Source organism: Pseudomonas sp. XS1P51 (assembly GCF_054897845.1).
Map to the genome: position 1 here is coordinate 6689215 of NZ_CM142707.1, position 23032 is coordinate 6712246.

21 protein-coding genes and 1 pseudogene are annotated in these 23032 nt (G+C 60.6%); 13 read left to right on the forward strand and 9 right to left on the reverse strand.

Annotated features, from left to right (window positions below; translation table 11 throughout):
* Positions 1 to 23 precede the first annotated feature (23 nt).
* The 4 genes from ACYZUD_RS30915 (at position 24) to ACYZUD_RS30930 (ending at position 3645) form a co-directional block, all read left to right on the forward strand.
* The gene (locus tag ACYZUD_RS30915; protein ID WP_462021585.1) at positions 24 to 632 is read left to right on the forward strand and encodes a LemA family protein; all 609 of its coding nucleotides are present in this window, start codon (positions 24 to 26) and stop codon (positions 630 to 632) included.
* 173 nt (positions 633 to 805) lie between these two features.
* Positions 806 to 1564 carry a TPM domain-containing protein gene (locus ACYZUD_RS30920; protein ID WP_462021586.1) on the forward strand — a complete coding sequence of 253 codons (759 nt, stop codon included), beginning with the start codon at positions 806 to 808 and terminating at the stop codon, positions 1562 to 1564.
* 28 nt (positions 1565 to 1592) lie between these two features.
* A complete protein-coding gene (locus tag ACYZUD_RS30925; RefSeq protein ID WP_462021587.1) occupies positions 1593 to 2210 on the forward strand; it encodes a TPM domain-containing protein in 618 nt (205 codons plus the stop codon).
* 220 nt (positions 2211 to 2430) lie between these two features.
* Positions 2431 to 3645 carry a class I SAM-dependent methyltransferase gene (locus tag ACYZUD_RS30930; RefSeq protein ID WP_462021588.1) on the forward strand — a complete coding sequence of 405 codons (1215 nt, stop codon included), beginning with the start codon at positions 2431 to 2433 and terminating at the stop codon, positions 3643 to 3645.
* A 59-nt stretch (positions 3646 to 3704) separates the two neighbouring features.
* Here the strand turns inward: ACYZUD_RS30930 and ACYZUD_RS30935 are convergent, their stop codons facing one another.
* Positions 3705 to 4610 carry a DMT family transporter gene (locus ACYZUD_RS30935; protein WP_462021589.1) on the reverse strand — a complete coding sequence of 302 codons (906 nt, stop codon included), beginning with the start codon at positions 4608 to 4610 and terminating at the stop codon, positions 3705 to 3707.
* A 319-nt stretch (positions 4611 to 4929) separates the two neighbouring features.
* On the opposite strand from ACYZUD_RS30935, the gene ACYZUD_RS30940 reads away from it, so the two are divergent.
* Together ACYZUD_RS30940 and ACYZUD_RS30945 are read left to right on the forward strand one after the other, a co-directional pair.
* Positions 4930 to 5511 (forward strand): DJ-1/PfpI family protein, encoded by a 582-nt coding sequence (locus ACYZUD_RS30940; RefSeq protein ID WP_462021590.1) that lies wholly within the window; start codon positions 4930 to 4932, stop codon positions 5509 to 5511.
* Between the two features lie 14 nt (positions 5512 to 5525).
* Positions 5526 to 5831, forward strand: coding sequence for a ribbon-helix-helix domain-containing protein (locus ACYZUD_RS30945; protein WP_462021591.1), 306 nt, complete (start codon positions 5526 to 5528; stop codon positions 5829 to 5831).
* A gap of 147 nt (positions 5832 to 5978) precedes the next feature.
* On the opposite strand, the gene ACYZUD_RS30950 is transcribed toward ACYZUD_RS30945, so the two are convergent.
* The 3 genes from ACYZUD_RS30950 to ACYZUD_RS30960 all read right to left on the reverse strand — a co-directional run bounded on the left by ACYZUD_RS30950 (position 5979) and on the right by ACYZUD_RS30960 (position 10152).
* Complete coding sequence (locus ACYZUD_RS30950) at positions 5979 to 8537, reverse strand: TonB-dependent receptor (RefSeq protein ID WP_462021592.1); 2559 nt, start codon at positions 8535 to 8537, stop codon at positions 5979 to 5981.
* A 122-nt stretch (positions 8538 to 8659) separates the two neighbouring features.
* On the reverse strand, positions 8660 to 9619 hold the full coding sequence (locus ACYZUD_RS30955; protein WP_462021594.1) for a FecR family protein: 960 nt from the start codon (positions 9617 to 9619) through the stop codon (positions 8660 to 8662).
* Positions 9616 to 10152 carry an RNA polymerase sigma factor gene (locus ACYZUD_RS30960; RefSeq protein ID WP_462021595.1) on the reverse strand — a complete coding sequence of 179 codons (537 nt, stop codon included), beginning with the start codon at positions 10150 to 10152 and terminating at the stop codon, positions 9616 to 9618. The genes ACYZUD_RS30955 and ACYZUD_RS30960 overlap by 4 nt, the downstream gene beginning before the upstream one ends.
* Positions 10153 to 10320: 168 nt before the next feature.
* Between ACYZUD_RS30960 and ACYZUD_RS30965 the strand changes: the two genes are divergently transcribed.
* Complete coding sequence (locus tag ACYZUD_RS30965; RefSeq protein WP_462021596.1) at positions 10321 to 10665, forward strand: YegP family protein; 345 nt, start codon at positions 10321 to 10323, stop codon at positions 10663 to 10665.
* 88 nt (positions 10666 to 10753) lie between these two features.
* On the opposite strand, the gene ACYZUD_RS30970 is transcribed toward ACYZUD_RS30965, so the two are convergent.
* Entirely contained in the window at positions 10754 to 11641 is an 888-nt protein-coding gene (locus ACYZUD_RS30970; protein WP_462021597.1) for a dihydrodipicolinate synthase family protein, read from the reverse strand.
* Positions 11642 to 11670: 29 nt separating this feature from the next.
* Complete coding sequence (locus ACYZUD_RS30975) at positions 11671 to 12453, reverse strand: aldolase (protein WP_462021598.1); 783 nt, start codon at positions 12451 to 12453, stop codon at positions 11671 to 11673.
* Between the two features lie 159 nt (positions 12454 to 12612).
* On the opposite strand from ACYZUD_RS30975, the gene ACYZUD_RS30980 reads away from it, so the two are divergent.
* A complete protein-coding gene (locus tag ACYZUD_RS30980; protein ID WP_462021599.1) occupies positions 12613 to 13155 on the forward strand; it encodes a helix-turn-helix domain-containing protein in 543 nt (180 codons plus the stop codon).
* Positions 13156 to 13253: 98 nt separating this feature from the next.
* Here ACYZUD_RS30980 and ACYZUD_RS30985 read toward each other — a convergent pair whose 3' ends face one another.
* On the reverse strand, positions 13254 to 14273 hold the full coding sequence (locus ACYZUD_RS30985) for a DUF4917 family protein (RefSeq protein WP_462021600.1): 1020 nt from the start codon (positions 14271 to 14273) through the stop codon (positions 13254 to 13256).
* A 155-nt stretch (positions 14274 to 14428) separates the two neighbouring features.
* On the opposite strand from ACYZUD_RS30985, the gene yiaY reads away from it, so the two are divergent.
* Positions 14429 to 15577 (forward strand): L-threonine dehydrogenase, encoded by a 1149-nt coding sequence (gene yiaY, locus ACYZUD_RS30990; protein ID WP_462021601.1) that lies wholly within the window; start codon positions 14429 to 14431, stop codon positions 15575 to 15577.
* Here the strand turns inward: yiaY and ACYZUD_RS30995 are convergent.
* Positions 15574 to 16745, reverse strand: a pseudogene (locus tag ACYZUD_RS30995) (MFS transporter). The gene yiaY and the pseudogene ACYZUD_RS30995 sit on opposite strands and share 4 nt — an antisense overlap.
* A 17-nt stretch (positions 16746 to 16762) precedes the next feature.
* Positions 16763 to 17998, reverse strand: a complete 1236-nt coding sequence (locus tag ACYZUD_RS31000) for an aminotransferase class I/II-fold pyridoxal phosphate-dependent enzyme (RefSeq protein WP_462021602.1) — start codon at positions 17996 to 17998, stop codon at positions 16763 to 16765.
* A gap of 201 nt (positions 17999 to 18199) precedes the next feature.
* Here ACYZUD_RS31000 and ACYZUD_RS31005 point away from each other — a divergent pair, with 201 nt between their 5' ends.
* The 4 genes from ACYZUD_RS31005 (at position 18200) to ACYZUD_RS31020 (ending at position 22983) form a co-directional block, all read left to right on the forward strand.
* Positions 18200 to 19108 carry a LysR family transcriptional regulator gene (locus tag ACYZUD_RS31005; protein ID WP_462021603.1) on the forward strand — a complete coding sequence of 303 codons (909 nt, stop codon included), beginning with the start codon at positions 18200 to 18202 and terminating at the stop codon, positions 19106 to 19108.
* A 241-nt stretch (positions 19109 to 19349) separates the two neighbouring features.
* Positions 19350 to 20543 (forward strand): CaiB/BaiF CoA transferase family protein, encoded by a 1194-nt coding sequence (locus ACYZUD_RS31010; protein ID WP_462021604.1) that lies wholly within the window; start codon positions 19350 to 19352, stop codon positions 20541 to 20543.
* The gene (locus ACYZUD_RS31015; protein WP_462021605.1) at positions 20540 to 21466 is read left to right on the forward strand and encodes a hydroxymethylglutaryl-CoA lyase; all 927 of its coding nucleotides are present in this window, start codon (positions 20540 to 20542) and stop codon (positions 21464 to 21466) included. Before ACYZUD_RS31010 ends, ACYZUD_RS31015 begins: the two co-directional genes overlap by 4 nt.
* A 185-nt stretch (positions 21467 to 21651) precedes the next feature.
* Entirely contained in the window at positions 21652 to 22983 is a 1332-nt protein-coding gene (locus ACYZUD_RS31020) for an MFS transporter (RefSeq protein ID WP_462021606.1), read from the forward strand.
* The last annotated feature ends 49 nt before the right edge of the window (positions 22984 to 23032 follow it).

A 23032-nucleotide genomic window follows, 5' to 3' on the forward strand; every position in this document is an offset into this window, starting at 1 on the left:
CTGTGCAAGGGAGCGTCAACCAGATGAATGTACGACACCACTATCGGTCGAGCCTGCACGTCGCAGCCTTGATGTTGCTGACCACGTTGTTGGCCGGTTGCGGCATCAACAACATTCCGACCCTCGACGAGCAGGCCAAGGCCGCCTGGGGCCAGGTGCAGAACCAGTACCAGCGCCGTGCCGACCTGATTCCCAATCTGGTGGAAACCGTCAAGGGCTACGCCCAGCATGAGCAGGAAACCTTGACCGCGGTGATCGAAGCCCGGGCCAAGGCGACTTCGATTCAGGTGGACGCCAGCACCCTGGACAATCCGGAAAAACTCAAACAGTTCCAGCAAGCCCAGGATCAGTTGACCGGTGCCCTGAGTCGTTTGATGGTGGTGTCCGAGCGTTACCCGGACCTCAAGGCCAACCAGAACTTCCTCGCCTTGCAATCGCAACTTGAAGGCACCGAGAACCGCATTGCCGTCGCTCGTCGTGATTTCATCCTCGCGGTGCAGAAGTACAACACCGAACTCCGTACTTTTCCGGGACGTTTGTGGCACACCGTGATGTACAGCGATCTGCCGATCCGCGAAACCTTCGAGGCCACCAGTCCGGATGCGGAAAAAGCACCTGAAGTGAAGTTCTGATTTGGCCTGAAGTATCACCACCCGTAGGAGCTGCCGAAGGCTGCGATCTTTTGACTTTGATTTTCTTGAGGTCCTAAAAATCAAGATCAAACGATCGCAGCCTTCGGCAGCTCCTACACGGTCAGGCCAGGCTTGAGAGATGTGTTGATTCGGGTGCACGGATGAGGTTGCCAATGCGCGTGTTGAAAGTGGGCCTGGTGCTGGTGCTCTGGGTAGTTGCCCTGGCAGCCCAGGCCGAATTGAAGTTCCCGGAGCTGACCGGTCGGGTGGTGGACAACGCCCAGATGATCGAGCCGTCGGTGCGCGAGCAGTTGACGCAACAGCTCAATGCCCATGAAAAAGCCACCGGCGAGCAGTTGGTGGTGGTCACGCTGCCGGACTTGCAGGGCACCGACATTGCGGACTTCGGTTACCAACTCGGGCGCCACTGGGGCATCGGTCAGAAGGACAAGAACAACGGCGCGTTGCTGATTGTCGCCCGTGATGAGCGCAAGTTGCGGATCGAAGTCGGTTATGGCCTGGAAGATCGCCTGACCGATGCGCAAAGTTCGGTGATCATCCATCAGGTGATCACCCCGGCGTTCAAGGCCGGCAACTTCAGCAAGGGCATCAGCGACGGGGTCGCGGCGATGCTGGTGGTGCTGGGTGGCAATCCGCTGGATGAGCCGTCCACCGTATATGACTCTGGCGGCAATCAGGAGAGCGACTTCGTCTCGCGGCATCCAGGGGTGTTCGTGTTTCTGGTGATGCTGTTCATCCTGACGATTTTCGTCTGCCAGATGCTCGGTATCCTGCCCAGTGGCGGTGGTGGCGGCCGAGGCAGCTCGGGAGGCGGTTTCGGCGGTGGAGGTTTTGGCGGCGGCGGTGGAGGCGGGGGCTTCAGCGGCGGCGGGGGCAGTTTCGGGGGCGGCGGTTCGTCGGGCGGCTGGTGAGAATAATAATGAGCAGGCACTTCTAAACATGGCATTACTGACTGAACACGAACAACGCAAAGTCGCCGAGGCGATTGCCCGGGTCGAGCGCGACACCGACGCCGAACTGGTGACGGTGCTCGCGGCCCGTGCCGACGACTATGCGTACATCCCGTTGCTCTGGGCCAGCCTGTTGGCGCTGGTGGTGCCGGGGATCGTGCATTACCTGACCGGCTGGCTGACCATGCACAGCCTGCTGCTGGTGCAATGGATCACGTTCATCGTGCTGTGCCTGGTGTTCCGCATTCCGAAAATCACCACGCACCTGATCCCGCGCTCGGTGCGTCACTGGCGTGCCTCGAACCTGGCCCGGCGGCAGTTTCTGGAGCAGAACCTGCACCACACGGTCGGCAGCACTGGCATTCTGATTTTCGTCTCCGAGGCCGAGCGCTATGTGGAGATTCTGGTGGATGAAGGGATTTCCACGCGGCTGGATAACAAGAACTGGGACGCGATCGTTGCGGCGTTCACTCAGCAGGTGAAGCAGGGGCAGACCTTGCAGGGGTTTGTCACTTGCGTCGAGGCGTGCGGCGAGTTGCTCAAGGTGCATGTGCCGGTGACGCATGTGCGTAATGAGTTGCCGAACCGGTTGGTGGTGTTGGGCTAAAATCCAAGCCGCAATACATTCCCTGTAGGAGCGAGCTTGCTCGCGATGGACTCAAGAACACCGCGTTTATACTGCCTCTGCGCGTTATCGTTGACGACCATCGCGAGCAAGCTCGCTCCTACAGATCGCACCGTTCGGTAAATAACTGCGTGTCCCCAGCGGCCATCCCCCCTAAAATACCCGCCATTCCCCGATCCGCACCGCCCGAGGCCGTTTTTCCATGTCTGTCACCGCCACTCCCGCCAGCCTCGCGCCGGATCATCACGCTCAATTTATCGACCTGCTGCAAACCAGCCTCGATGCGAACGCCTTCATCAAACTGGTATTGGCCAAGTACGTCGGCACCGAAGCCGATTTGCAGCGGCTGATCATCAAACAACTGACGGTCAAGGATCAGCCGTGCCTGTCCTTCGTCTACCGCTATAAAACCCGCGACATCACCAAGAACCTGCCGCTTGCCGAGGGCGTGGCGACCATCGCCGCGCTGTTGCCGGCCTCGTTCAAAAATGCGCATTTACTGGCGCTGACTGACGAAGCCCAGCTCGAATACAGCAAAAAGGGCAAGGCTTCGCTGTTCAAGAGCAAACCTCAGCAATTGCGTGAAGTGCCGTCTGCCGAGCACAACCGGGAAAAGAACCGCTTCCTCGACCTGAACCGGCCGTTTCTCGCCGACCTCGGTGTGACAAACAGCAAGCACGAGCTGATCCCGGCGATGTCACGCAAGTGGAAGCAGATCAACAAGTTCATCGAAGTCTTCAGCCATGCGCTGACCACCTCGCCGCTGGCGCTGGACAAGCCGGTGCGGGTCGCGGACTTCGGTTCGGGCAAGGGTTACCTGACCTTCGCGATCCACGACTACCTGCGCAATACCCTGAACGCCGAAGGCGAGGTGACCGGCGTCGAGCTGCGGGAAGACATGGTCACTCTGTGCAACGCTGCCGCCGCGAAACTGGAACATCCGGGGCTGGTGTTCAAATGCGGTGATGTACGCAGCGTCGCACCGAGCGAGCTGGACGTGATGATCGCGCTGCATGCCTGCGACATCGCCACCGACTATGCGATCCACACCGGCATCCGCTCCGGCGCGTCGATCATCATGTGTTCGCCGTGCTGCCACAAACAGATCCGCCTGCAAATCCAGAGCCCGGCGCTGCTCAAGCCGATGCTGCAATACGGCCTGCACCTGGGCCAGCAGGCCGAAATGGTCACCGACAGTTTGCGTGCGTTGTTCCTTGAGGCTTGCGGTTATGAAACCAAGGTGTTCGAGTTCATCTCACTGGACCACACCAACAAGAACAAGATGATCCTGGCGGTCAAACGCGCCGAGCCGGTGGACCCGGCCCAGCTGTTGGTGAAGATTCAGGAGCTGAAGGATTTCTATCAGATCACGGAACACTGCCTCGAAACCCTGCTGCGATCTGACGGCTACCTCTGACCCTGTGGGAGCGAGCCTGCTCGCGAAGGCGGACTGACAGTCAACAATGATGTTGGCTGTTACGGCCCCTTCGCGAGCAGGCTCGCTCCCACAGGGGCCTTCACTGCGGTCTTGCGCCCCAGCATCACCGTCACGATCACCCCGGCGGCAAACAGCCAGGTGATCGGCTCGACGTGTTCACCGAAGAACAGCGCCGAAAAGGCGATGGTGAAGAAGATCTGCAGCAACTGGATCTGACTGACCCGGGCAATGCCGCCCATCGCCAGCCCGGCGTACCAGGCAAAGAACCCGATGAACTGCGAGAACAGCGAGACGTAACCAAACGCCCACCAGGTCCTGGCCGACACCTCGCCCTGATGTTGCAGCGCCAGGTACAGCACCGGCCCGATCAACAGCGGCGTCGACAGCACCAGCGCCCAGCAGATCACCTGCCAGCCGCCCATCTCCTTGGCCAGGCGGCCACCTTCGGCATAACCCAGGCCGCCCACGGCAATGGCCCCGAGCATCAGCAAATCACCCGTCTGAATGCTGCCGGCGCCGCTGATCAGCGCATAACCGAGCACCAGCGCACTACCCAGTGCGGCGCAGGCCCAGAAGGCTTTCGACGGACGTTCGTGGGACAACCACGCGGCGTACAGCGCCACGCACAGTGGTTGCAAACCATTGACCAGCGCACCGTGGGACGCCGGCAAGGTCTGCATGGCCCAGGCCGAGAGCACCGGGAAGCCAAGGATGACCCCGGCGATCACCAGGGTCAGGCCTTTGACCTGTTTCCAGGTCGGCCACTTTTCCCTGCGCCACAGAAGCAACATCGCTGCCGGAACTGCCGCGAACAAGGCACGACCGAGGCCGTTGAGCAACGGGTGGAGCTCCTGCACGACGATCCGCGTGAAGGGCAGGGTGAGGCTGAAGATCACAACGCCGAGCAGGCCGAGGGCCATGCCGGTGTTTTCGCGCGAGGACATGATGGCAACCAGAATCGAGGGTGGCGGGAAGAGCCTTCATCTAGCCATAAACCACGGACGTTGCTCTGCTACAGCTAGGCGCGGAGTTATCCGTACAGTTGCGAGTGATGCGAGCAACGCGTAGGAGCTGCCGAAGGCTGCGATCTTTTCATCCGCCGCGCCGCAAATCTGACTCGGCCCATCCCAAGATCAAAAGATCGCAGCCTTCGGCAGCTCCTACAGGTGATCAGCGTAGTAGTCGGGTATTACCTGCCATGCAGATTAAGGACTACCTTGAATACTCCTGCAGGCCCACGTATTTCCCAGAGGAGTCCTCCCCATGGCTGCCAAGAAAATTCTGATGCTGGTCGGCGATTACGTCGAAGACTACGAAGTGATGGTGCCGTTTCAGGCGCTGCTGATGGTCGGCCACACGGTGCACGCCGTTTGCCCGGACAAAACCGCCGGTCAGACTGTGCGCACGGCGATCCATGACTTCGAAGGTGACCAGACCTACAGCGAAAAACCCGGCCACCTGTTTGCCCTGAACTTCGATTTTGCCAAGGTCAAGTCCGCAGACTATGACGCGCTGCTGGTACCGGGCGGTCGTGCGCCGGAGTACCTGCGCCTGAACGAAAAAGTCCTGGAGCTGGTACGGGATTTTGACAAGGCCGGCAAACCGATCGCCGCCGTGTGTCACGGTGCGCAATTGCTGGCGGCGGCGGGGATTCTCGAAGGTCGTGAGTGCAGCGCTTACCCGGCCTGTGCCCCGGAAGTGCGGTTGGCCGGCGGTACGTTCATCGATATCCCGGTGACGGATGGTCATGTTCAGGGCAATCTGGCCACTGCGCCGGCCTGGCCGGCGCATCCGAGTTGGCTCGCTGGCTTCCTCGGTTTGTTGGGCACCAAAATCACGCTGTAACGAGGGACGTTTCCATGTGCGAGCTCTACGTCAAGGCCGATCCGATTCTCTACGAATCGCGCTCCCGCTCGCTGCGCATCTGCGGGGTGGTGACCACCCTGCGGCTGGAAAATCAGTTCTGGGACATTCTCAGCGAAATCGCCGAGGTCGACGGCATGACCACCAACCAGTTGATCGCCAAGCTGTATGAAGAGGTGATGGACTACCGCGGCGAAGTGGTGAATTTTGCTTCGTTTTTGCGGGTGAGTTGTACGCGGTATCTGACGCAGCGGCGGGTGGCTGCTCCGGAGTTGTCCGTGGTGCGGGCTGCTGCGAAGTAGCGGAGACCGCGTCGACCCAATCGCGAGCAGGCTCGCTCCCACAGGGTTCTTTGGTGTTCACAAAACTGTGATCACACAGCGATCCACTGTGGGAGCGAGACCGGCTTGCCGGCGATGGCGCCGGATCTGGTAACAAAAAACTGTGGATCAGAAGAACCGCGTCACACTCACCTTGGCATTCCGCCCCTGGCTATACGCGCGGTCGCCACTCAACGCCGGGCGATAGTTTTCATTGAACAGGTTGTCGACAGTCAGGTTGACCTCAGTGCCCTTGAGGTAAGCCTGCTGCGGTTTCCAGTTGGCGAACAAACCCTGAACGTTGTAACGCTCGTTGGCGTATTGGTTGTAGAACACATCACCCAACGTGTTTTTGCCTGAGCCGTACTTGTCGCTCGGCAGGCGGTCGGTTTGGCGCACGAACTCGCCCTGCCAGCCGACCTGGGCATCCCAGTTAGGAATCTTCACCCCCAGCACGGCCACCCATTTGGCTGGCGGCACGTCCCGTACCCAAACGTCCGGCCCCCACGGGTTGGTGTAGGCGCCTTCGTGTTTGCCGGTGAACCACGCGTAGGACAGCGAGCCGAACAGGTACGTGGAGTCGTAGAAACTTTCCACTTCGAAGCCCTTGATGGTCAGGCCGCCGATGTTGCGGTAGTTGCCCATCGGGCCCGAGCCCTTGCAGTCCGTGGCGATGGTGCCGCCCTTGATTGCCTGGTTTTCGCAGCCGATGCCGGTGGCCTTGAAAATTTCGTCATCGATCTTGTTGCGCATCAGCGTGGTGCGGATCTGTACGTTGTCGTGGTCGACGAACACATTGGAAAAGTGGCTGATGTTACCGGCGCGCCATCCGGTGATGCGCTCCGGGTCAAGGTCGACACTGGTGGCGGTGCGGCTGCCCGAACCCTGGACTTCGTACTGCTCGTCGATCACCGGTGCGCGCCAGGTTTTGCTGTAGTCGACAAAGAACGCGACATCGGGCGTGACCTTCCAGAACGCCGACAGACGCGGTGACCAACCGGTGTAGGTGCGGTCGCTGTAATCGTGGCCGAACGCCGGGTCCGGGTTGGCGTAGAGCGGCGCTTCGTTGGCTTCACCGCGATTGCGAACGTGGTCGTAACGCACCGACGGGGTGAGGGTGAAGTCACCCAATGTGATTGCGTCCTGCAAGTAGGCACTGTTGGTGTCGACCTTGCCCTGGGGCATGAAGCTGGGCTGGAAATAGCCGTAGTTGTACCTTGGCACATTGTAGGTCGTGCCCGGCATCCACATTTCGGTGTCGCGGCTGTGCTTGCGGATTTCCACACCGCTGGTGAGTGCGTGGGCCAGGTCGCCGGTGTCGAACAGACTGGTGTTGCGCAGTTCGACGATCCGGTCCTTGTAGGCGGTGTCCATCTTGCGTCCGCCGGTGGACGTCTGGAAGAACGCCGTGGCATCGCGTTCGTCAGTCTGGTCGGTGTTGGACTCCGAGTAGCTCAGCTTCAAGTCGATCAAACGATTGTCCAGAGGCTGGTACTGGTACTTGGTCGACCAGGTGGTGTCGATGGTTTCGCGATTGGCCAGAAATCGCTTGAGGGCATTTTTGTAACCGTATTGCTTGATGTTCGCCTTGGTCGGCGGGGTCGGGTAGCTGGTGGAGGAAAAGGGTGTCCAGCGTTCACTCTCGGAATGGGAATACGACAGGCCGACGCTGTGTTCATCATTGAGGTGCATGTTGAGTTTGAACAGCTGACCGTCCAGATCCTGCGCGCTGTTGGGCAGGCGCTGGGGGTTGATCGGGAAACTGTTGTCCGGATCCGGCGGAGTGCCCGCCAGTTTCATGTCATCGCCATCGCGCTTGGTCAGGTACAACAATGCATCGGCGCGGCCGTCGTCGCTGCGACCGAACAGGGCCGAGCTGTAGGTTTGTTGATGGTCATTGCTGGCGTAGCCGTATTTGACCATGGCGCCGCTGTTGCGCCCGTCCTGGAGCAAGTCCGGGGCGTCCTTGGTTTCCATGTGCACGGTGCCGCCGAAGCCGCCGTTGCCGGTGAACACCGAGTGCGGGCCTTTCTCGACTTCGATGCTTTTGATCAGCTCCGGCTCGATGAACACCGTACCTTGCTGGTAGCGCTCGAAACCGCTTTTGGTTGCGCCGTCCAGGGTCAGCGGTACGTCCTCGGCATCGCCCAGGCCCCAGATGTTGATGGTCTGACCGCCGGGTTTCATCGAACCGCCCATGCTCACACCGGGCAAGGTCGCCAGCAGGGCGGGGATGTTGTTCGGTTGGCGGCGATCGATGTCGGCCTGGGTCAGGGTCGAGCGACCGACAGTGCTGGAGTCGACCTCGGTGCCAGTGCCGATCACGCTCAAGGCGTCGAGTTGAATCCCTTCGCTGCTGCTGGTGACCGGTTCTGCGGGACGCACCACGTAGGTCTGATTAACCTTGATCAGACTGAACGGGCTGTTGTCGAGCAACCGGCGAATCGCCGCTTCCGCGCTGTAATCGCCATCGAGGGCCGGTGCCTTGAGGTTGCGTAACGGCTCTTCATCGAACAACAACTGAATCTTCGCCTGCTGGGCAATCTGGCTCAGCGACGTGGCCATGGGCTGCGCCGGCAGATGCAGGTTGATGGACTCGGCGTGGGCTTGCAGGCTGAATGCCAGGCACGCGGCGAGCAGGGTCGGTCGAAGGCCGGTAAGCGGATAAGGCGAAGACACGCGAAACATTGAATCCCCCGGGGCGGCTGAAAGGCCAAAAAGGCTTGCGTACAGAACGCAGACCGGAGGAAGACGCGGCAGGTAAAAAAAACCTCACATGCGAATGAAAAATATTCTCATGTGAGGTTGTTTCAGCGAGCTTCAATGCGCAGCTGGCCGTCAGCGAGGGTGACGGTTTTAACCGGGACCAGCGCCGGGAGCGCGCTGATCAGCGCGTCGGGATCATCGACGTCGAGGCTGCCGGACACCTTGAAACGACCCAGTTTCGGATCGGCCAGCAGCACCGGGCGAGGGCGATACAGATTCAACTCGTCCACCAGGCTGGCCAGTTCCCGATTACGAAACGACAAGTGCCCGCTGCGCCATTCGGCCACTTGCCCGTCAGCCAGGGTTTGCTGTTGCAGCGTGCCGCTGGCCAGGTCAAACGAGGCCTGCTGCTGCGCGCCGAGCAAGGTGTGTGTCTTGCTGTTCGGGGCAAACGCGACCTGACCGTGGGCGACACTCACCACCACTTGTTTCTCGGTGCGCCGCACATCGAAGCCGGTGCCGACCACCCGCACCGTGGCCTCACCGGCATGCACCCAGAGCGGGCGTTCTTTGTCGGGGGCCACTTCGAGATAGAGCTGGCCCTGATCGAGGTAGAGCTGACGCTGCTGGCCGTTGAAATCGATGCGCAGTCGCGTGTTGGCGTTGACCGACAAGACGCTGCCGTCGGGCAGGTTGAAGGTGCGCGCCCCTTGGGCCTGGGCGGCGATCTGTTGCTGATAGACGCCGTGGGGCGTGCCCAGATTGAACGCCAGCACCGCGCACACCAACACCGCCGCGATGGCCAGGGCCGGACGCCAGGCATTGGGTTTGCGGCGCACTTTCAGTGGCACCGGTTTGTTCAGTTGCCGGAGTTCGGCCAGATCGGCCCACAGGTGTTCGAACGCGTGGTAGGCCCTGGCCTGTTCGGGCACGCTCAGCCACTGCTCGAACGCCTTGCGGTTGGCGCTGCCGTGATCCTCGCGATTGCGGACAAACCAGCTCGCGGCCTGGGCATCGATGCTGTCATCCGGCAGGTCGGTTTCAATGTCGCGATGGCGGTTCATTCTGGCTGCTCCGTGCCGTTCTCGTGGTCCAGGCGTTGCTTGCAATGCAGCAGGGCGAAGGCGATATGTTTTTCCACCATGCTCAGGGAAATGCCCATGCGCTCGGCAATCTGTGCCTGACTCAGACCTTCAAAGCGGTGCAGCATAAGGGCTTCCCGGCGGCGTGGCGAGAGTTCGGCGAGAACACCTTTGAGCTGCTCCAGGCGTTGCAAGCGTTGTGCGCCTGCCAATGGGTCATGATGGTCGTCGGTGACGGGTTCCGGATCGGTGTCGTGACCGGGCTGCACGATGTGGCGCACCTTCTGCCGACGCCAATGATCGCGCAGCAGGTTACGCGCCATCTGAAACAGGAACGCCCGCGGCTGCTCGACCTTGGCCCGGTCGCCATAGTCGAGCCATTGGGTGAAGACGTCCTGCGTCATGTCCGCCGCGTCGCTGGGGTTATCCGTGCGTTTGCGCAGGTAATGCAGGATGTCTGCGTAGAACCGGCGAAAGGAGTCGGCCGACAGTGGGTCGGGCGTGAGGCGAGGCATGGATATCCTTCTTGACGAAGCGCGATGCAGGAGGTCTCGAATGATATCGAGAATTATTACTATTTGTCATCCTGGCAAATGATGTCCATCGCCTGGCAGTGGATAAACCCGGTAGACGGTCTTTACTGTCAGGCAACTTTCGTTGGATCAATCGACAGGAGAAGCACCATGTCTGGATGGTATGAGTTGAGCAAAACCAGCAACGGCCAGTTTCGGTTTGTGCTGAAAGCAGCCAATGCCGAAACCATTCTGGCCAGCGAGCACTACACCACGCGCAGCGCCGCCGAAAACGGCATTGCCTCAGTGCAGAAGAACAGTCCGCTGGATGAGCGCTACGAGAAAAAGACCACCAAGGATGGCCATCCCTACTTCAACCTCAAGGCCGCCAACCACGAGATTATCGGCAGCAGCGAAGCCTATACCTCTGATGCCGCGCGGGAAAAAGGCATTGCCAGTGTGAAGGCCAACGGGCCGAGCACGGTGATCAAGGACAAGACCCTCCCGGTGCTCTGAAAGTAAAAAGATCGCAGCCTGCGGCAGCTCCTACAGGTGACCGCATTCCCATGTAGGAGCTGGCGAAGCCTGCGATCTTTTCATTGCGTTAACGCAATGCTTTCAACAAGTCTTGCAACTGACTGATACCCGCCTCACCCAGTGGAAACACCGGCAACCGCGGATCGCCGACTTCCAGCCCGGTGGCACGCAAGCCGGCCTTGATAGTCGCCGGCAAGCCACCCTTGAGGATGAAGTCCAGCAGCGGCAACTGGCGATAGAACAATTCCCGGGCCTTGCTCAAATCGTTGGCCAACACCGCTTCATACAGATCGAGGTTGAGCTGCGGAATCAGGTTCGGCGCCGCGGTACACCAGCCTTTCGCACCGGCGGCAAAGGCTTCCAGGGCCAACGGGTTGCAGCCGTTGTAGAACGGTACCTGGCCTTGGCCCAGCCGTTGCAGCTGGTGCATGCGCTGGATGTCGCCAGTGCTCTCCTTGACCATGGTCACGTTGTCCACGGATTTGACGATCCGCAGGATCAGGTCCACCGACATGTCGGTGCCGCTGGTGGCTGGGTTGTTGTACAGCATGATCGGTACGCCAATGCTGTCGCCGATGGCGCGGTAGTGGGCGAGGATTTCCGCTTCGCTGAGTTTCCAGTAGGACGTCGGCAGCACCATCACCACGTCGGCGCCATGGGCTTCGGCGAAGCGTGCGCGGCGTACCGCTTTGGCGGTGGTCAGGTCGGACACGCTGACGATGGTCGGCACGCGTTTGGCCACGTGCTTGATGCTGAATTCGCTGACCTGATCCCACTCCGCGTCGCTCAGGTAAGCGCCTTCGCCGGTGCTGCCCAGCGGTGCGATCGAGTGGACGCCGCCGTCGATCAGGCGGTCGATGGAACGCCCGAGCGCGTCAAGATCAACGCCTTCGCCATTGGCGGTGAACGGGGTGATGGTGTAGCCGATGATGCCGTGAATGCTTGGGGTCGACATGGCGACTCTCCTCTTGAATAGGGGTGGGTTCAGTTCAGGCAATCGGCGTGTTGACGCAGGTTCTGCCGAGCGTAGTAGTTGAACGCGGCGGCGTGGCGCTTCGGTTTGGAAATCCAGTCATGGGCTTCACGTCCCAACTCCGGCAGGATCGGCTTGATGGTCCCGGCACTCATCGCCAGCAGTTGCAGCTTCGCGGCGCGCTCGATCAGTTGCGCAATCACACACGCTTCCTCGATGGTGGTGCCGGTGGACAACTGGCCGTGGTGTGAAAGCAGGATTGCCCGTTTGTCGCCCAGCGCCCCGGCAATCAGTTCGCCTTCTTCGTTACCCACCGGCACGCCTGGCCAGCCTTCGAGAAACGCGCAGTCGTCGTAGAGCGGGCAGAGGTCCATGTGGGAAATCTGCAGCGGTACTTCGAGCATCGACAGCGCCGCGACGTGGGTCGGGTGCGTGTGAATGATGCAGTTCACGTCCGGTCGGGCGTGGTACACCCAGCTGTGGAAACGGTTGGCCGGGTTGGGCATGCCGTGACCTTCAAGCACTTCCAGGTCTTCGTTGACCAGCAGCAGGTTGCCGGCGGTGATCTCGTCGAAACCCAGGCCCAGTTGTTGAGTGTAATAGGTGCCTGGCTGCGGGCCGCGGGCGGTGATTTGCCCGGCCAGGCCGGAATCGTGACCGTTCTCGAACAGAATACGACAGGTCAGGGCCAGCTTTTGCCGGTCGGTCCACGTATTATCCGCCAGGGTGTTTTGCATCTGTGTCAGCGCTTGCTTGACCAGTTGCTCTTTGGGTAGTGCTAAGGTCTTGGCCATATCGGTGTCCTTTGGGTGGTTCAATGGACGTCGGTTTTGCCTTTCACTCGTTGCTCGCAAGGTCAGGGGTGAATGCAAATGACACAAACGAGACTATATGACACCTTGTGTCATTGGCAAGGACACATCGTCGCCTTCTTGATGGATTAATCGCTCCACATGTCTATCCGTTTGAAATTACTGAGAAAAAAACTTGGCGTAACGCTGGAGGCCCTGGCCGAAAAATCCGGCATGACCAAGAGCTATCTGTCCAAAGTCGAGCGCGGGCTGAACACGCCGTCGATTGCGGCCGCCCTGAAACTGGCCAAGGCACTGAACGTGAAGGTCGAGGAGTTGTTCTCCGAAGACAAGGTCAGCCTCGACAGCTACAGCCTGGTGCGCAGCGACGAACGCCAGTCGCTGGGAGCCGATGAGCAGAGCCCCGGTTACGCGGTGCTGGCCCGACAGGTCAGTGAGCGCAGCCTGCTGCCGTTCATCATCTACCCGCCGACCGAGTTCAGCGACAAAGCCTTCAAGGAACACTTGGGGGAAGAGTTTCTGTTCGTCCACGAGGGGCAGGTGGAAGTGGACTTCATGAATGAGCGAGTGCTGCTCAATCGTGGGGATGCGTTGCACTTCAATGCGCAGAAACCGCACCGGATTCGGTCAGTGGGCGAGGTGCAGGCGCAGTTGCTGGTGGTGGTGCATAGCGCCGAGGAATGAGTCGACTGTAAAGGCATCGCGAGCAGGCTCGCTCCCACAGGGGAATGCGTTCCAATGTGGGAGCGAGCCTGCTCGCGATGGCGTCAGCCGCGTCGCCGCTAAACCTCGACTGGAACCGTGAGCTTCGGGCTACCCAGCGCATGCGTCTTCGAATCAAAAAACCGCAATTCAACCCCCGTCCCCTCAAACACCTTCGCGTAATGCCGCTTCTGATGCTGGATGAACGCCTTGCTGCGCGGATAAATCGAGATCGCCATCACCTTCGGTTTCGCCTGGCGCAACGCGTGGATGATGTGGCTGTCCTGCTCGCCCAGAGAGTGACCAAACAGGCACAACCCATCACCGTGGCCTAGCAACTGGTCATAGCAAAACGACAAATAATCCGAACTGCGAATGGTCTTGAGCTTGTCCTGAGTCGGGCCTTCGTTGACGAACAGCGGCACATCGTCGAGGGTCTTGATCGTGTTGTTGATCGCAAAACTGCCCAGCAGCGTGCCCTCGGTCGACATCAACTTGCGCGCCGTGCCGTCCTGATTCCGTACCAGATGCAAGCCGCCGTGCAGGTACAGCACACGGGTTTTATCAGTCGTCGTGGCGCTCAAATCAAAACCCGGCTCGGCCCCCTGGAACAGATCGGTGATCGCCTCAGGCTGGTGCTGGATCGCCCAGTAGTTGAGCAAGTCGTAATTGGTGGTAAACACCGTCCGATAACGGCCCAGTTCCTGATTGATCGTCGCCAGTGTCGAAGGCACGACCAGCCGCCACGGGATGTGCACCGCGTGCACGGTGTTGATCAGCGCTTCCTTGATCGCGTAGTAACGATTGCGCGGCGCGGCGGAGCTGACGGCCAGGGCCTTGTTGACGCGGCTGGTGGTTTTCAGCGCGCTGAGCACCTGTTCGAAACTGCGCGTCTGCATCGCGTCGAACACGCTCAGCTCGGACTGGCTCAGGGGTTTTTCTTCGACGGTGCGGGCGTTTTCAAACAGTGAGTCGTAGCCGAAGTCGTCCCACACCGCACGGCTGGCGCCGTTACCCACCAGCAGGCCGCTGAACGAGGCGGTGGCGCGCAAAGCGTTCCAGTCTTCAAGTTGGGCATCAACATCCTGGAAATCGGTCATTGCGTTCGTCGTCTCAAGGCAGAAGGTCTGATGGGCGGCGACTTTATCACGACCGAGACTTGAGCCAGATCAAGTTACTGCGCGAGCGATGGGTCGATCCTGTGGGTATCCGCCAGATCGGTCAGCCGATTCGGCCCCCACCAGGAGATTGGCTCATGAGCAGCACGTTTTTCATTCCCGCCGTGAACATCATGGGTATCGGTTGCCTCGACGAAGCAATGGACGCCATTCGCAAGTACGGATTTCGCAAGGCGCTGATTGTCACTGACGCCGGGCTGGCCAAGGCGGGCGTGGCGAGCATGATCGCCGAGAAGCTGGCGATGCAGGACATCGATTCGGTGATCTTCGACGGCGCCAAGCCAAACCCGAGCATCGCCAACGTCGAGCGGGGCCTGGGCCTGCTCAAGGAGAGTCGCTGTGATTTCGTGGTGTCCCTGGGCGGCGGTTCGCCCCACGACTGCGCCAAAGGCATCGCTTTGTGCGCCACCAATGGCGGGCAGATTCGCGACTACGAAGGCGTGGATCAGTCCACCAAACCGCAACTGCCGCTGATCGCCATCAACACCACCGCCGGCACGGCCAGCGAGATGACCCGTTTCTGCATCATCACCGACGAATCCCGCCACGTGAAAATGGCCATCGTCGACCGCAACGTCACGCCTCTGCTGTCGGTGAACGACCCGGCGCTGATGGTCGCCATGCCCAAAGGCCTGACGGCGGCCACCGGCATGGACGCGCTGACCCATGCCATCGAAGCCTACGTTTCCACTGCCGCCAACCCGATCACCGATGCCTGTGCACTGAAGGCCATCACCTTGATCAGTAGCAACCTGCGTCTGGCGGTACGAGATGGCAGCGACATGGCGGCACGGGAAAACATGGCCTACGCGCAGTTCCTCGCCGGCATGGCGTTCAATAACGCATCGTTGGGTTATGTCCACGCCATGGCTCACCAATTGGGTGGGTTCTATGACTTGCCCCATGGTGTGTGCAACGCGGTTCTGCTGCCTCATGTGCAAAGCTTCAACGCGCTGGTCTGCGCCGACCGCCTGAGCGATGTTGCCGTTGCGATGGGCGCCGATATTCGTGGTTTCAGCCCGGAAGAGGGCGCCCAGGCAGCGATCGCCGCGATCCGCAGCCTGTCCACGGACGTGGAAATTCCCGCTGGTTTGCGTGAGCTCGGCGCCAAGCTCAACGACATCCCGGTCCTCGCCAGCAACGCGTTGAAAGATGCATGTGGCCTGACCAATCCTCGAGTGGCTGACCAACGGCAGATCGAAGAGATTTTCCGCAGCGCGTTTTAAGCGCTTTGGCGGTAGGGCGCGAAGATCACGCAGAACATCGCGCCCAACGCCAGCAAGGTGCACAACAGAGACAGTGGCCATGCCTGCTGGCTTGCGATCAGGCTGGCGACTCCGCCGATGGCCGCAGCCATCAGTTGGTGAATGAAGCCGCTCAACGCCATCGCATAGGCACCGCCGACCGGCGAACCGTCGTTGGCCAAGGACAGGCTGATCGGGTAGTTCAGAGACTGGCCGAACACCGCCACGCAATACGGCAGCCAGAACAGCAGCGCGATTGACGTGGCAGCAATGCTGCCCAGTAACATCACCGCGCTGCCCGCCAGCACCAACCCCACGCCTGCCGTCATCAGCCAGCGTTGACCGGTGCGCAGCACGAAGCCATTGACCCCCAATGCCCCCAGAAAATACGCCGCACTGATCGGCCAGCCCAACAGCCCATATTCCACGGCAGACCAGTTGAACGGACCTTGCAGGATCAGTGGCGCGGCGGTGTTGAACGCGATGATCACCCCGTATCCCAGGCCGCCGGTGATGGCCGGCAGCAAGAACGCTCGATCACGCAGGATGCGCCGGTAGCTCGGCCAGACGGACGACTGAACATTGTCCTCGACCAGCAATGGAAACGTCACTCGCGCAACGGTCATTGCCATCAATAAACTTGCCCCACCTAACAGATAGAAGATCGCCGGCCAACCCAACCCAACCCCACCTGGATAATCGACCCCAGGTATTGACCGATTCCCAGCGCCACCACGAAGGAAATCGAAATCCACGACAGGGCTTTGGCCAGCAGGTCCCCACGGAAACTGTCGCGGATCAGCACCCGTGCCATCACCGAGATGCCGCTGGCGCCAATGCCTTGAAGCAATCGAAAAAACAGGAACGATTCAAGCGTCTGACCCAGTGGCAGCGCCAGATTGCCCAGTCCGTAGATACCGAGCGCGGCGAGCAATACCGGTTTTCGGCCAATGCGCTGGCCAAGGCTTCCCCAGAACAGCATCGGCAGCGCCATGCCGATCAAATACACCGCCAGGCCCCATGAAACCTGCGAGGCATCGGCGGATACATGTCGAGCAATCTCCGGCAGTGCCGGCAGGTAAATGCTCATGCCCAATTGGGCGAGAAAGACCGTGCAGCAGGTGATCAGGAGGGTGGTGCTGCTCTTCATTGGGTCTTCCCTGGATTTCAGCGGCCGATGTCCCGGCCGTGAGCGCGTAAAAGCTCGGTGATGAGATCACAAAAGTGGCGGATCAGCGGCGGCTCCATGTCGGCGCGCAGCGTGATTCTGATCGCGGCCTTGCCTTGTGCTACCACCGGGAAAAACACTGCCGAGGTGAAGAAACCGTGATTGGCCAGATCGATGGCAATGCTGTTCGCCAACGCCGCTTCACCGCAGGTGATCAGACGAATCGCCATGTTGCTGCCGTGTTGTTCAGTACGAATCAGGCTGTCAAAGAGCCGGATATTAACCTGAAGTTTTTCCTGTAACGCGGCAAATTCCGCCGTGCGATGAAGCGCAATGGACGCTTTACCCGCACCGATGGCTGCACTGTTCAGGCTTTGCGACCAATTACTGGGGCCGCCGTAACGTTGAATGAGCTTCTTCTGCCGTTCGTTGCCCAGCATGACCAGGCCACCGCTGGCGCCAAACGTCTTGGCCAGCGAGGCGACGATCAGGCAGTCATCCTCCAGGGCGTGCAATCTGGAGCGGACGAGGCCGGCGCCGAAGGTGCCGACGGCAGAAAGCGCATGGGAGTCGTCCAGGTAGAGAAACAGCCCATAGCGATCCTTCAGATACAAAAGGCTGTCCATGTCCGCAGTCCCGCCCATGCTGTAGGCGCCGTCGGCGATATACGCGACCGTGGCGTGTTGCTGACACTGCTTTTCGAGAAAATCCATGTCGTTATGCGGGCATGTCACCACCGTGGTTTCATCGGCGCAGGCGGCCTTGAGGTGATTCATCGAGTAATGGGCTAACCGGTCAAACACCATCACCGGAGGACGGTTTTGCGTGAAGACGCCACTGGCCAGCAACGGAAGAATTCCGGCACTCGTCGCACTGCATGACAAGGTGCTCAGGCAATGGGCGCCGAACAGTTCGGACAGTTCGGTTTCGTACTGGTCCAGAATCGCCAGCTTGCAGCGGTTCTTTGAGTTGGCGATGCGAAGGGTGCCGGTTTCCCACAACGTGGTCATGGCGCCGTCGAGCAGACCGGGGTGGTGATCCAGGCCCAGGTAAGACGTGGTGCAGAAGTGATGAAACGCACGCCCGTACTGGTCAATCATGCGGTTGGTACTTCTGATGTCGACATTGAGTCCCGCGACTTTTCCGGCTTCAGCGGTCTCCCAGTCGTAGTCGGCCAGCGAGATCAATTTTCGATAATTGGTGAAGGTGTTTGTCGCGTGCGCTGTCTGGTCCATATGACGTGTCTGTCCCTGAGTGATGTAACCGTCCGTGTGTATTTCGAGACTTTACAGCGTGCGGCGAGGACCTTGAATCGGCCGTTTCCGGTACGGTTGAGTGTTGCAAGAGATTTGCGTGTAGGGCGATGGCTTGTGATGTTGTGGGCCAAAACCGGGCTATATTGCCGACTCAGCCGAACCCCACTCATCGAGCCCTCCATGCTGCAAAAAAGCCTGACCCGCCGCCTCGATCTGATCACTCTTCAGCTGTTCGTCGCTGTCCACGAGGAAGGCACGCTGACCCGTGCCGCTGCCCGTGAAGCCATCGCGGTGTCGGCGGCCAGCAAACGGCTGATGGAGTTGGAGGAAGCGTTCGGCATCAGCCTGTTCGTGCGCCAGGCCAAGGGCATGACCCTGACGCCGGCCGGCGAAACCCTGCTGCACCATGCCCGGCAGATGCTGTTCAACGTCGAAAAAATGGGCCTTGAGCTGGGCGAGCACAGCCACGGTATTCGTGGGTATGTGCGAATGCTCGCCAACCTGTCGGCGATCATTCAGTTCCTGCCCGAAGACCTGCGGGACTTTTCCGAGCGCCATCCCCAGGTCAAGACCGACCTCGAAGAGCGCCCCAGCAGTGGGGTGATTCAGGGGGTTCTGGACGGCGTTGCCGACCTGGGAATCTGTTCCAGCGACAGCGACGTCAAAGGCCTGCACAGCGTGCTTTACCGTCAGGACAAACTGATGGTGCTGATGCTCCCGGATCATCCGTTGGCCAGCCGATCCGAGCTGGCGTTCGCCGACACGCTGGACAGCGACTACGTCGGTTTGCATTCCGCCAGCTCCATCAACATGCGCACCCACGCCGCAGCGCGCAAGGCTGGCAAGGTGCTGCGGTTGCGGATTCATGTGCCGGGTTTCGACGCGATGTGCCGGATGGTCCAGGCCAACATGGGCATCGGCATCCTGCCGCAGAAAGCCTATGAATTGTTTGGTCGGGCGTTGGGTTTGCATGCGGTGCCGTTGACGGATGACTGGTCGGATCGGGCGCTCATTCTGGTGGTGCGCGATGAAGCGGCGTTGTCGCCGGTGAGCCGGATGTTGTTTGAGCAGTTGCGTGGGCAGGTCTGATTATTCTCGATTGGATGTGCTGGCCTCATCGCGAGCAGGCTCGCTCCCACACGGATCTGCGGCGTTCACAAATCCCCTGTGGGAGCGAGCCTGCTCGCGATGACTGACCTGAGGTCGCCACTCCCCTCATGCCAAGCGTTCGCGTTTCACGAACGCCCGTTGCCAACTGAAGGTTGGATTCCTCGCCCCTCGGTCCTCTAGCCTTGGCTCATATTCCAAGAACAACAAGAGGTACCCCGCGATGACTGCCCCCTTGAGTGCAATCAAAGTGATCGAGATCGGCACCCTGATTGCCGCGCCGTTCGCCGCCCGCATGCTCGCCGAGTTCGGTGCCGAAGTGATCAAGATCGAAGCCATGGGCCAGGGCGATCCCCTGCGCAAGTGGCGCAAGCTGCACGAAGGCACCTCGCTGTGGTGGTACCTGCAATCGCGCAACAAGAAGTCCCTGGCGCTGAATCTGAAATCCCCCGAAGGCATCGAACTGGTCAAGCAACTGGCGACCAGCGCCGACGTGCTGATCGAAAACCTGCGCCCCGGTGCCCTGGAAAAACTCGGCCTGGGCTGGGACGTGCTGCACGCCCTCAATCCCAACCTGACGCTGGTGCGCATCTCCGGTTACGGCCAGACCGGCCCGTACCGCGACCGCCCGGGTTTCGGCGCCATCGGTGAGGCGATGGGCGGAATTCGCTACACCACCGGCACCCCCGGTTCGCCACCGGCCCGGGTCGGTGTCAGCCTTGGCGATTCCCTGGCTTCACTGCACGCGGTGATCGGTGCCTTGATGTCGCTGTTGCGGGTCAAGACCGGGCAGGGCGGCGGGCAAGTGGTCGATGTGTCGCTGGCCGAAAGCGTGTTCAACGTCATGGAAAGCCTGGTGCCGGAATACGACATGCTCGGCCACGTTCGTGAGCGCAGCGGCGGCGCCTTGCCGGGCATCGCGCCCTCCAACACTTACCTGACGGCCGATGGTGCCTACGTGGTGATCGCCGGCAACAGCGACCCGATCTACAAGCGTCTGATGGAAGTGATCGGTCGAAACGACCTGGCCGAAGCGCCGGAGTTTGCCCATAACGACGGACGCGCAGCCAAAAGCAACGTGCTCGACGCGGCAATCACCCACTGGACCAGCAGCCTGCCGATCGCCGATGTCCTGACGGCCCTGGAAGCCGCCGAAGTGCCGGCCGGACGCATCTACTCGGTGGCCGACATCGTCGCCGATCCGCATTACCAGGCGCGGGACATGCTGCTCAGCGCCGACCTGCCCGGCGGCACCACGGTGAAGATGCCGGGCATCGTACCGAAACTGTCCGAAACCCCTGGTGGCGTGAACTGGTCAGGACCGAGTCTGGGCCAGCATACCGACGGCATTCTCGCGGGGCTGGGCCTTACTGAGTCGCAGATCGTACGGCTGAAAACCGAAGGGGTGGTGCAATGATCACTGATTACTCCGAGACGCTGATTGTTCAGGAAGTCTCGCCCCGCGACGGCTTGCAGATCGAGCCGACCTGGGTTGAAACGGTCGACAAGATTGCGCTGATCGATCAACTGTCGCGGGCCGGTTTCAGCCGCATCGAAGCGGGTTCGTTCGTGTCGCCCAAGGCCATTCCGGCGCTGCGCGATGGCGAGTTGGTGTTCAAGGGCATCACCCGGCAACCGGGGGTGATCTATGTTGCGTTGATCCCCAACCTGAAAGGCGCGCAACGGGCGTTGGCGACCAGGGCCGACGAGCTGAACCTGGTGATGTCCGCCAGTCAGACCCACAACCTGGCGAACATGCGCATGCGTTGCGAAGCCTCATTGGCGGCGTTCGGCGAGATCGTGCAATACGTTCGCGGTACACCGGTGCGACTCAACGGCAGCATCGCCACCACCTTCGGCTGCCCCTTTGAAGGCAAGATCGATGAGGATCGCGTGTTGCAAATCGTCGAGGCTTATCAGGAACTCGGGATCCAGGGCATCACCCTGGCCGACACCACCGGCATGGCCAATCCGCGTCAGGTTGATCGACTGGTGCGACGAGTGTTGCAGCGGGTTGCGCCGGCAGATTTGACCCTGCATTTCCATAACACTCGCGGGCTCGGCTTGTGCAACGTGCTGGCCGCCTACGAGGCCGGTGCCCGACGCTTCGACGCGGCACTGGGCGGGCTCGGCGGTTGCCCGTTTGCGCCAGGCGCCTCGGGCAATATCTGCACTGAGGATTTGGTGAACCTGTGCGATGAAATCGGCATTCAAACCGGTATCGATCTGCCGCTGTTGCTGAAGTTATCGCGAGGATTGCCCGCGCTGCTCGGTCACGAAGTGCCCGGTCAACTGGCCAAGGCCGGACGCAATTGCGATTTGCATCCGTCCCCGTCCTGACACCCCGAATAACCCCTGTGGGAGCGAGCCTGCTCGCGATGCCTGAGTCACATCCAGCATAGATGTCGACTGATGCATCGCTATCGCGAGCAGGCTCGCTCCCACAAAAAAGCTTCCACACAGCAATTCTCAACCAGACAACAAAAACAATCGGACACCACGGGAAGTCCGCCTGGAGAAGCACCATGAGCCTTAATGTACTGGAGGCGGGCGCGAGCCCGTCCGTTAGCCACGACGAAGAAAAAGCCCTGGTCAGCAAAGTCGCCTGGCGGCTGATGCCGCTGATCATGGTCTGCTACCTGTTCGCGTTTTTCGACCGCATCAACATCAGCTTCGCCAAGTTCCAGCTACAGACCGACCTGAGCCTGAGCGACACCGCTTATGGCCTCGGCGCCGGGTTGTTCGTGGTCGGTTACGTGATCTTCGAAGTACCGAGCAACATGATGCTCTACAAGGTCGGCGCCCGCCGCTGGATCGCCCGGATCATGATGTCCTGGGGCCTCGCGACGGCGGCGATGGTCTTCGTCAACAGCGAATGGCAGTTCTACGCGCTGCGCTTCGTGATCGGCGCGATGGAGGCCGGTTTCGCGCCGGGCGTGCTGTATTACCTGACGCTGTGGTTCCCGCAGCACTATCGCGGACGCATCACCTCGATGCTGTTTCTGTCGTCGGCGTTTGCCGGCCTGGTCGGCGCACCGTTCTCCGGGCTGGTGCTGCAACACCTCGACGGCTTTATGGATATGCGCGGCTGGCACTGGCTGTTTCTGCTCGGCGGCGTGCCCTGCATCGGCCTCGGCTTGCTGGTGCTGACTTTGCTCAAGGACCGCATCGAAGACGCTCATTGGCTGACGCCGTCGGAGAAAACCCTGCTGGCCAGCCGCATCGCGCACCATGAACCGCACAAGAGCGGCGGCTCGTTGCTCGCCGCCCTGCGCATCCCGGGTTTCCTGACCCTGGGGCTGATCTACTTCCTGATTCAGGTGGCGTCCTACGGCTTGAACTTCTGGGCACCGCAACTGATTCGCAGCGCCGGTACCGAAAGCCCAGTGATGATCGGTTTGCTGACGGCGATCCCTTACGTCTGCGGCGCCATCAGCATGGTGGTGATCGGGCGGTTGTCCGACTCGACCGGGGAGCGACGCAAGTTTGTCGCCGGTTTGGTTGCGGTGGGCGCGGTGGGGTTCTTCTGTGCGGGGATCTTCGCCAACCACACGACCTTCTTGATTGTTGCGCTGGGCCTGCTCGGTGCCGGGATCATTGCGTCCATCCCGAGCTTCTGGACCCTGCCGCCGAAACTGTTGGCCGGTGCCGGGGCGGGTGCTGCCGGCGGGATTGCGGTGATCAACACCCTCGGCCAGTTTGGCGGCATTGTCAGCCCGGTCATGGTCGGACGGATCAAGGACCTGACCGGCAGCACCACACCGGCGCTGTACGTCATCGGCGTCTGCGCACTGATCGCCGTCGCGCTGCTGTTGTGGGGGTTGCCGCAGAAGCTGCGCACGCTCGACAAGTTCTGAAAGCTGCGGTGCTGCACAGGCCGCCATCTCGAGCAGGCTCGCTCCCACA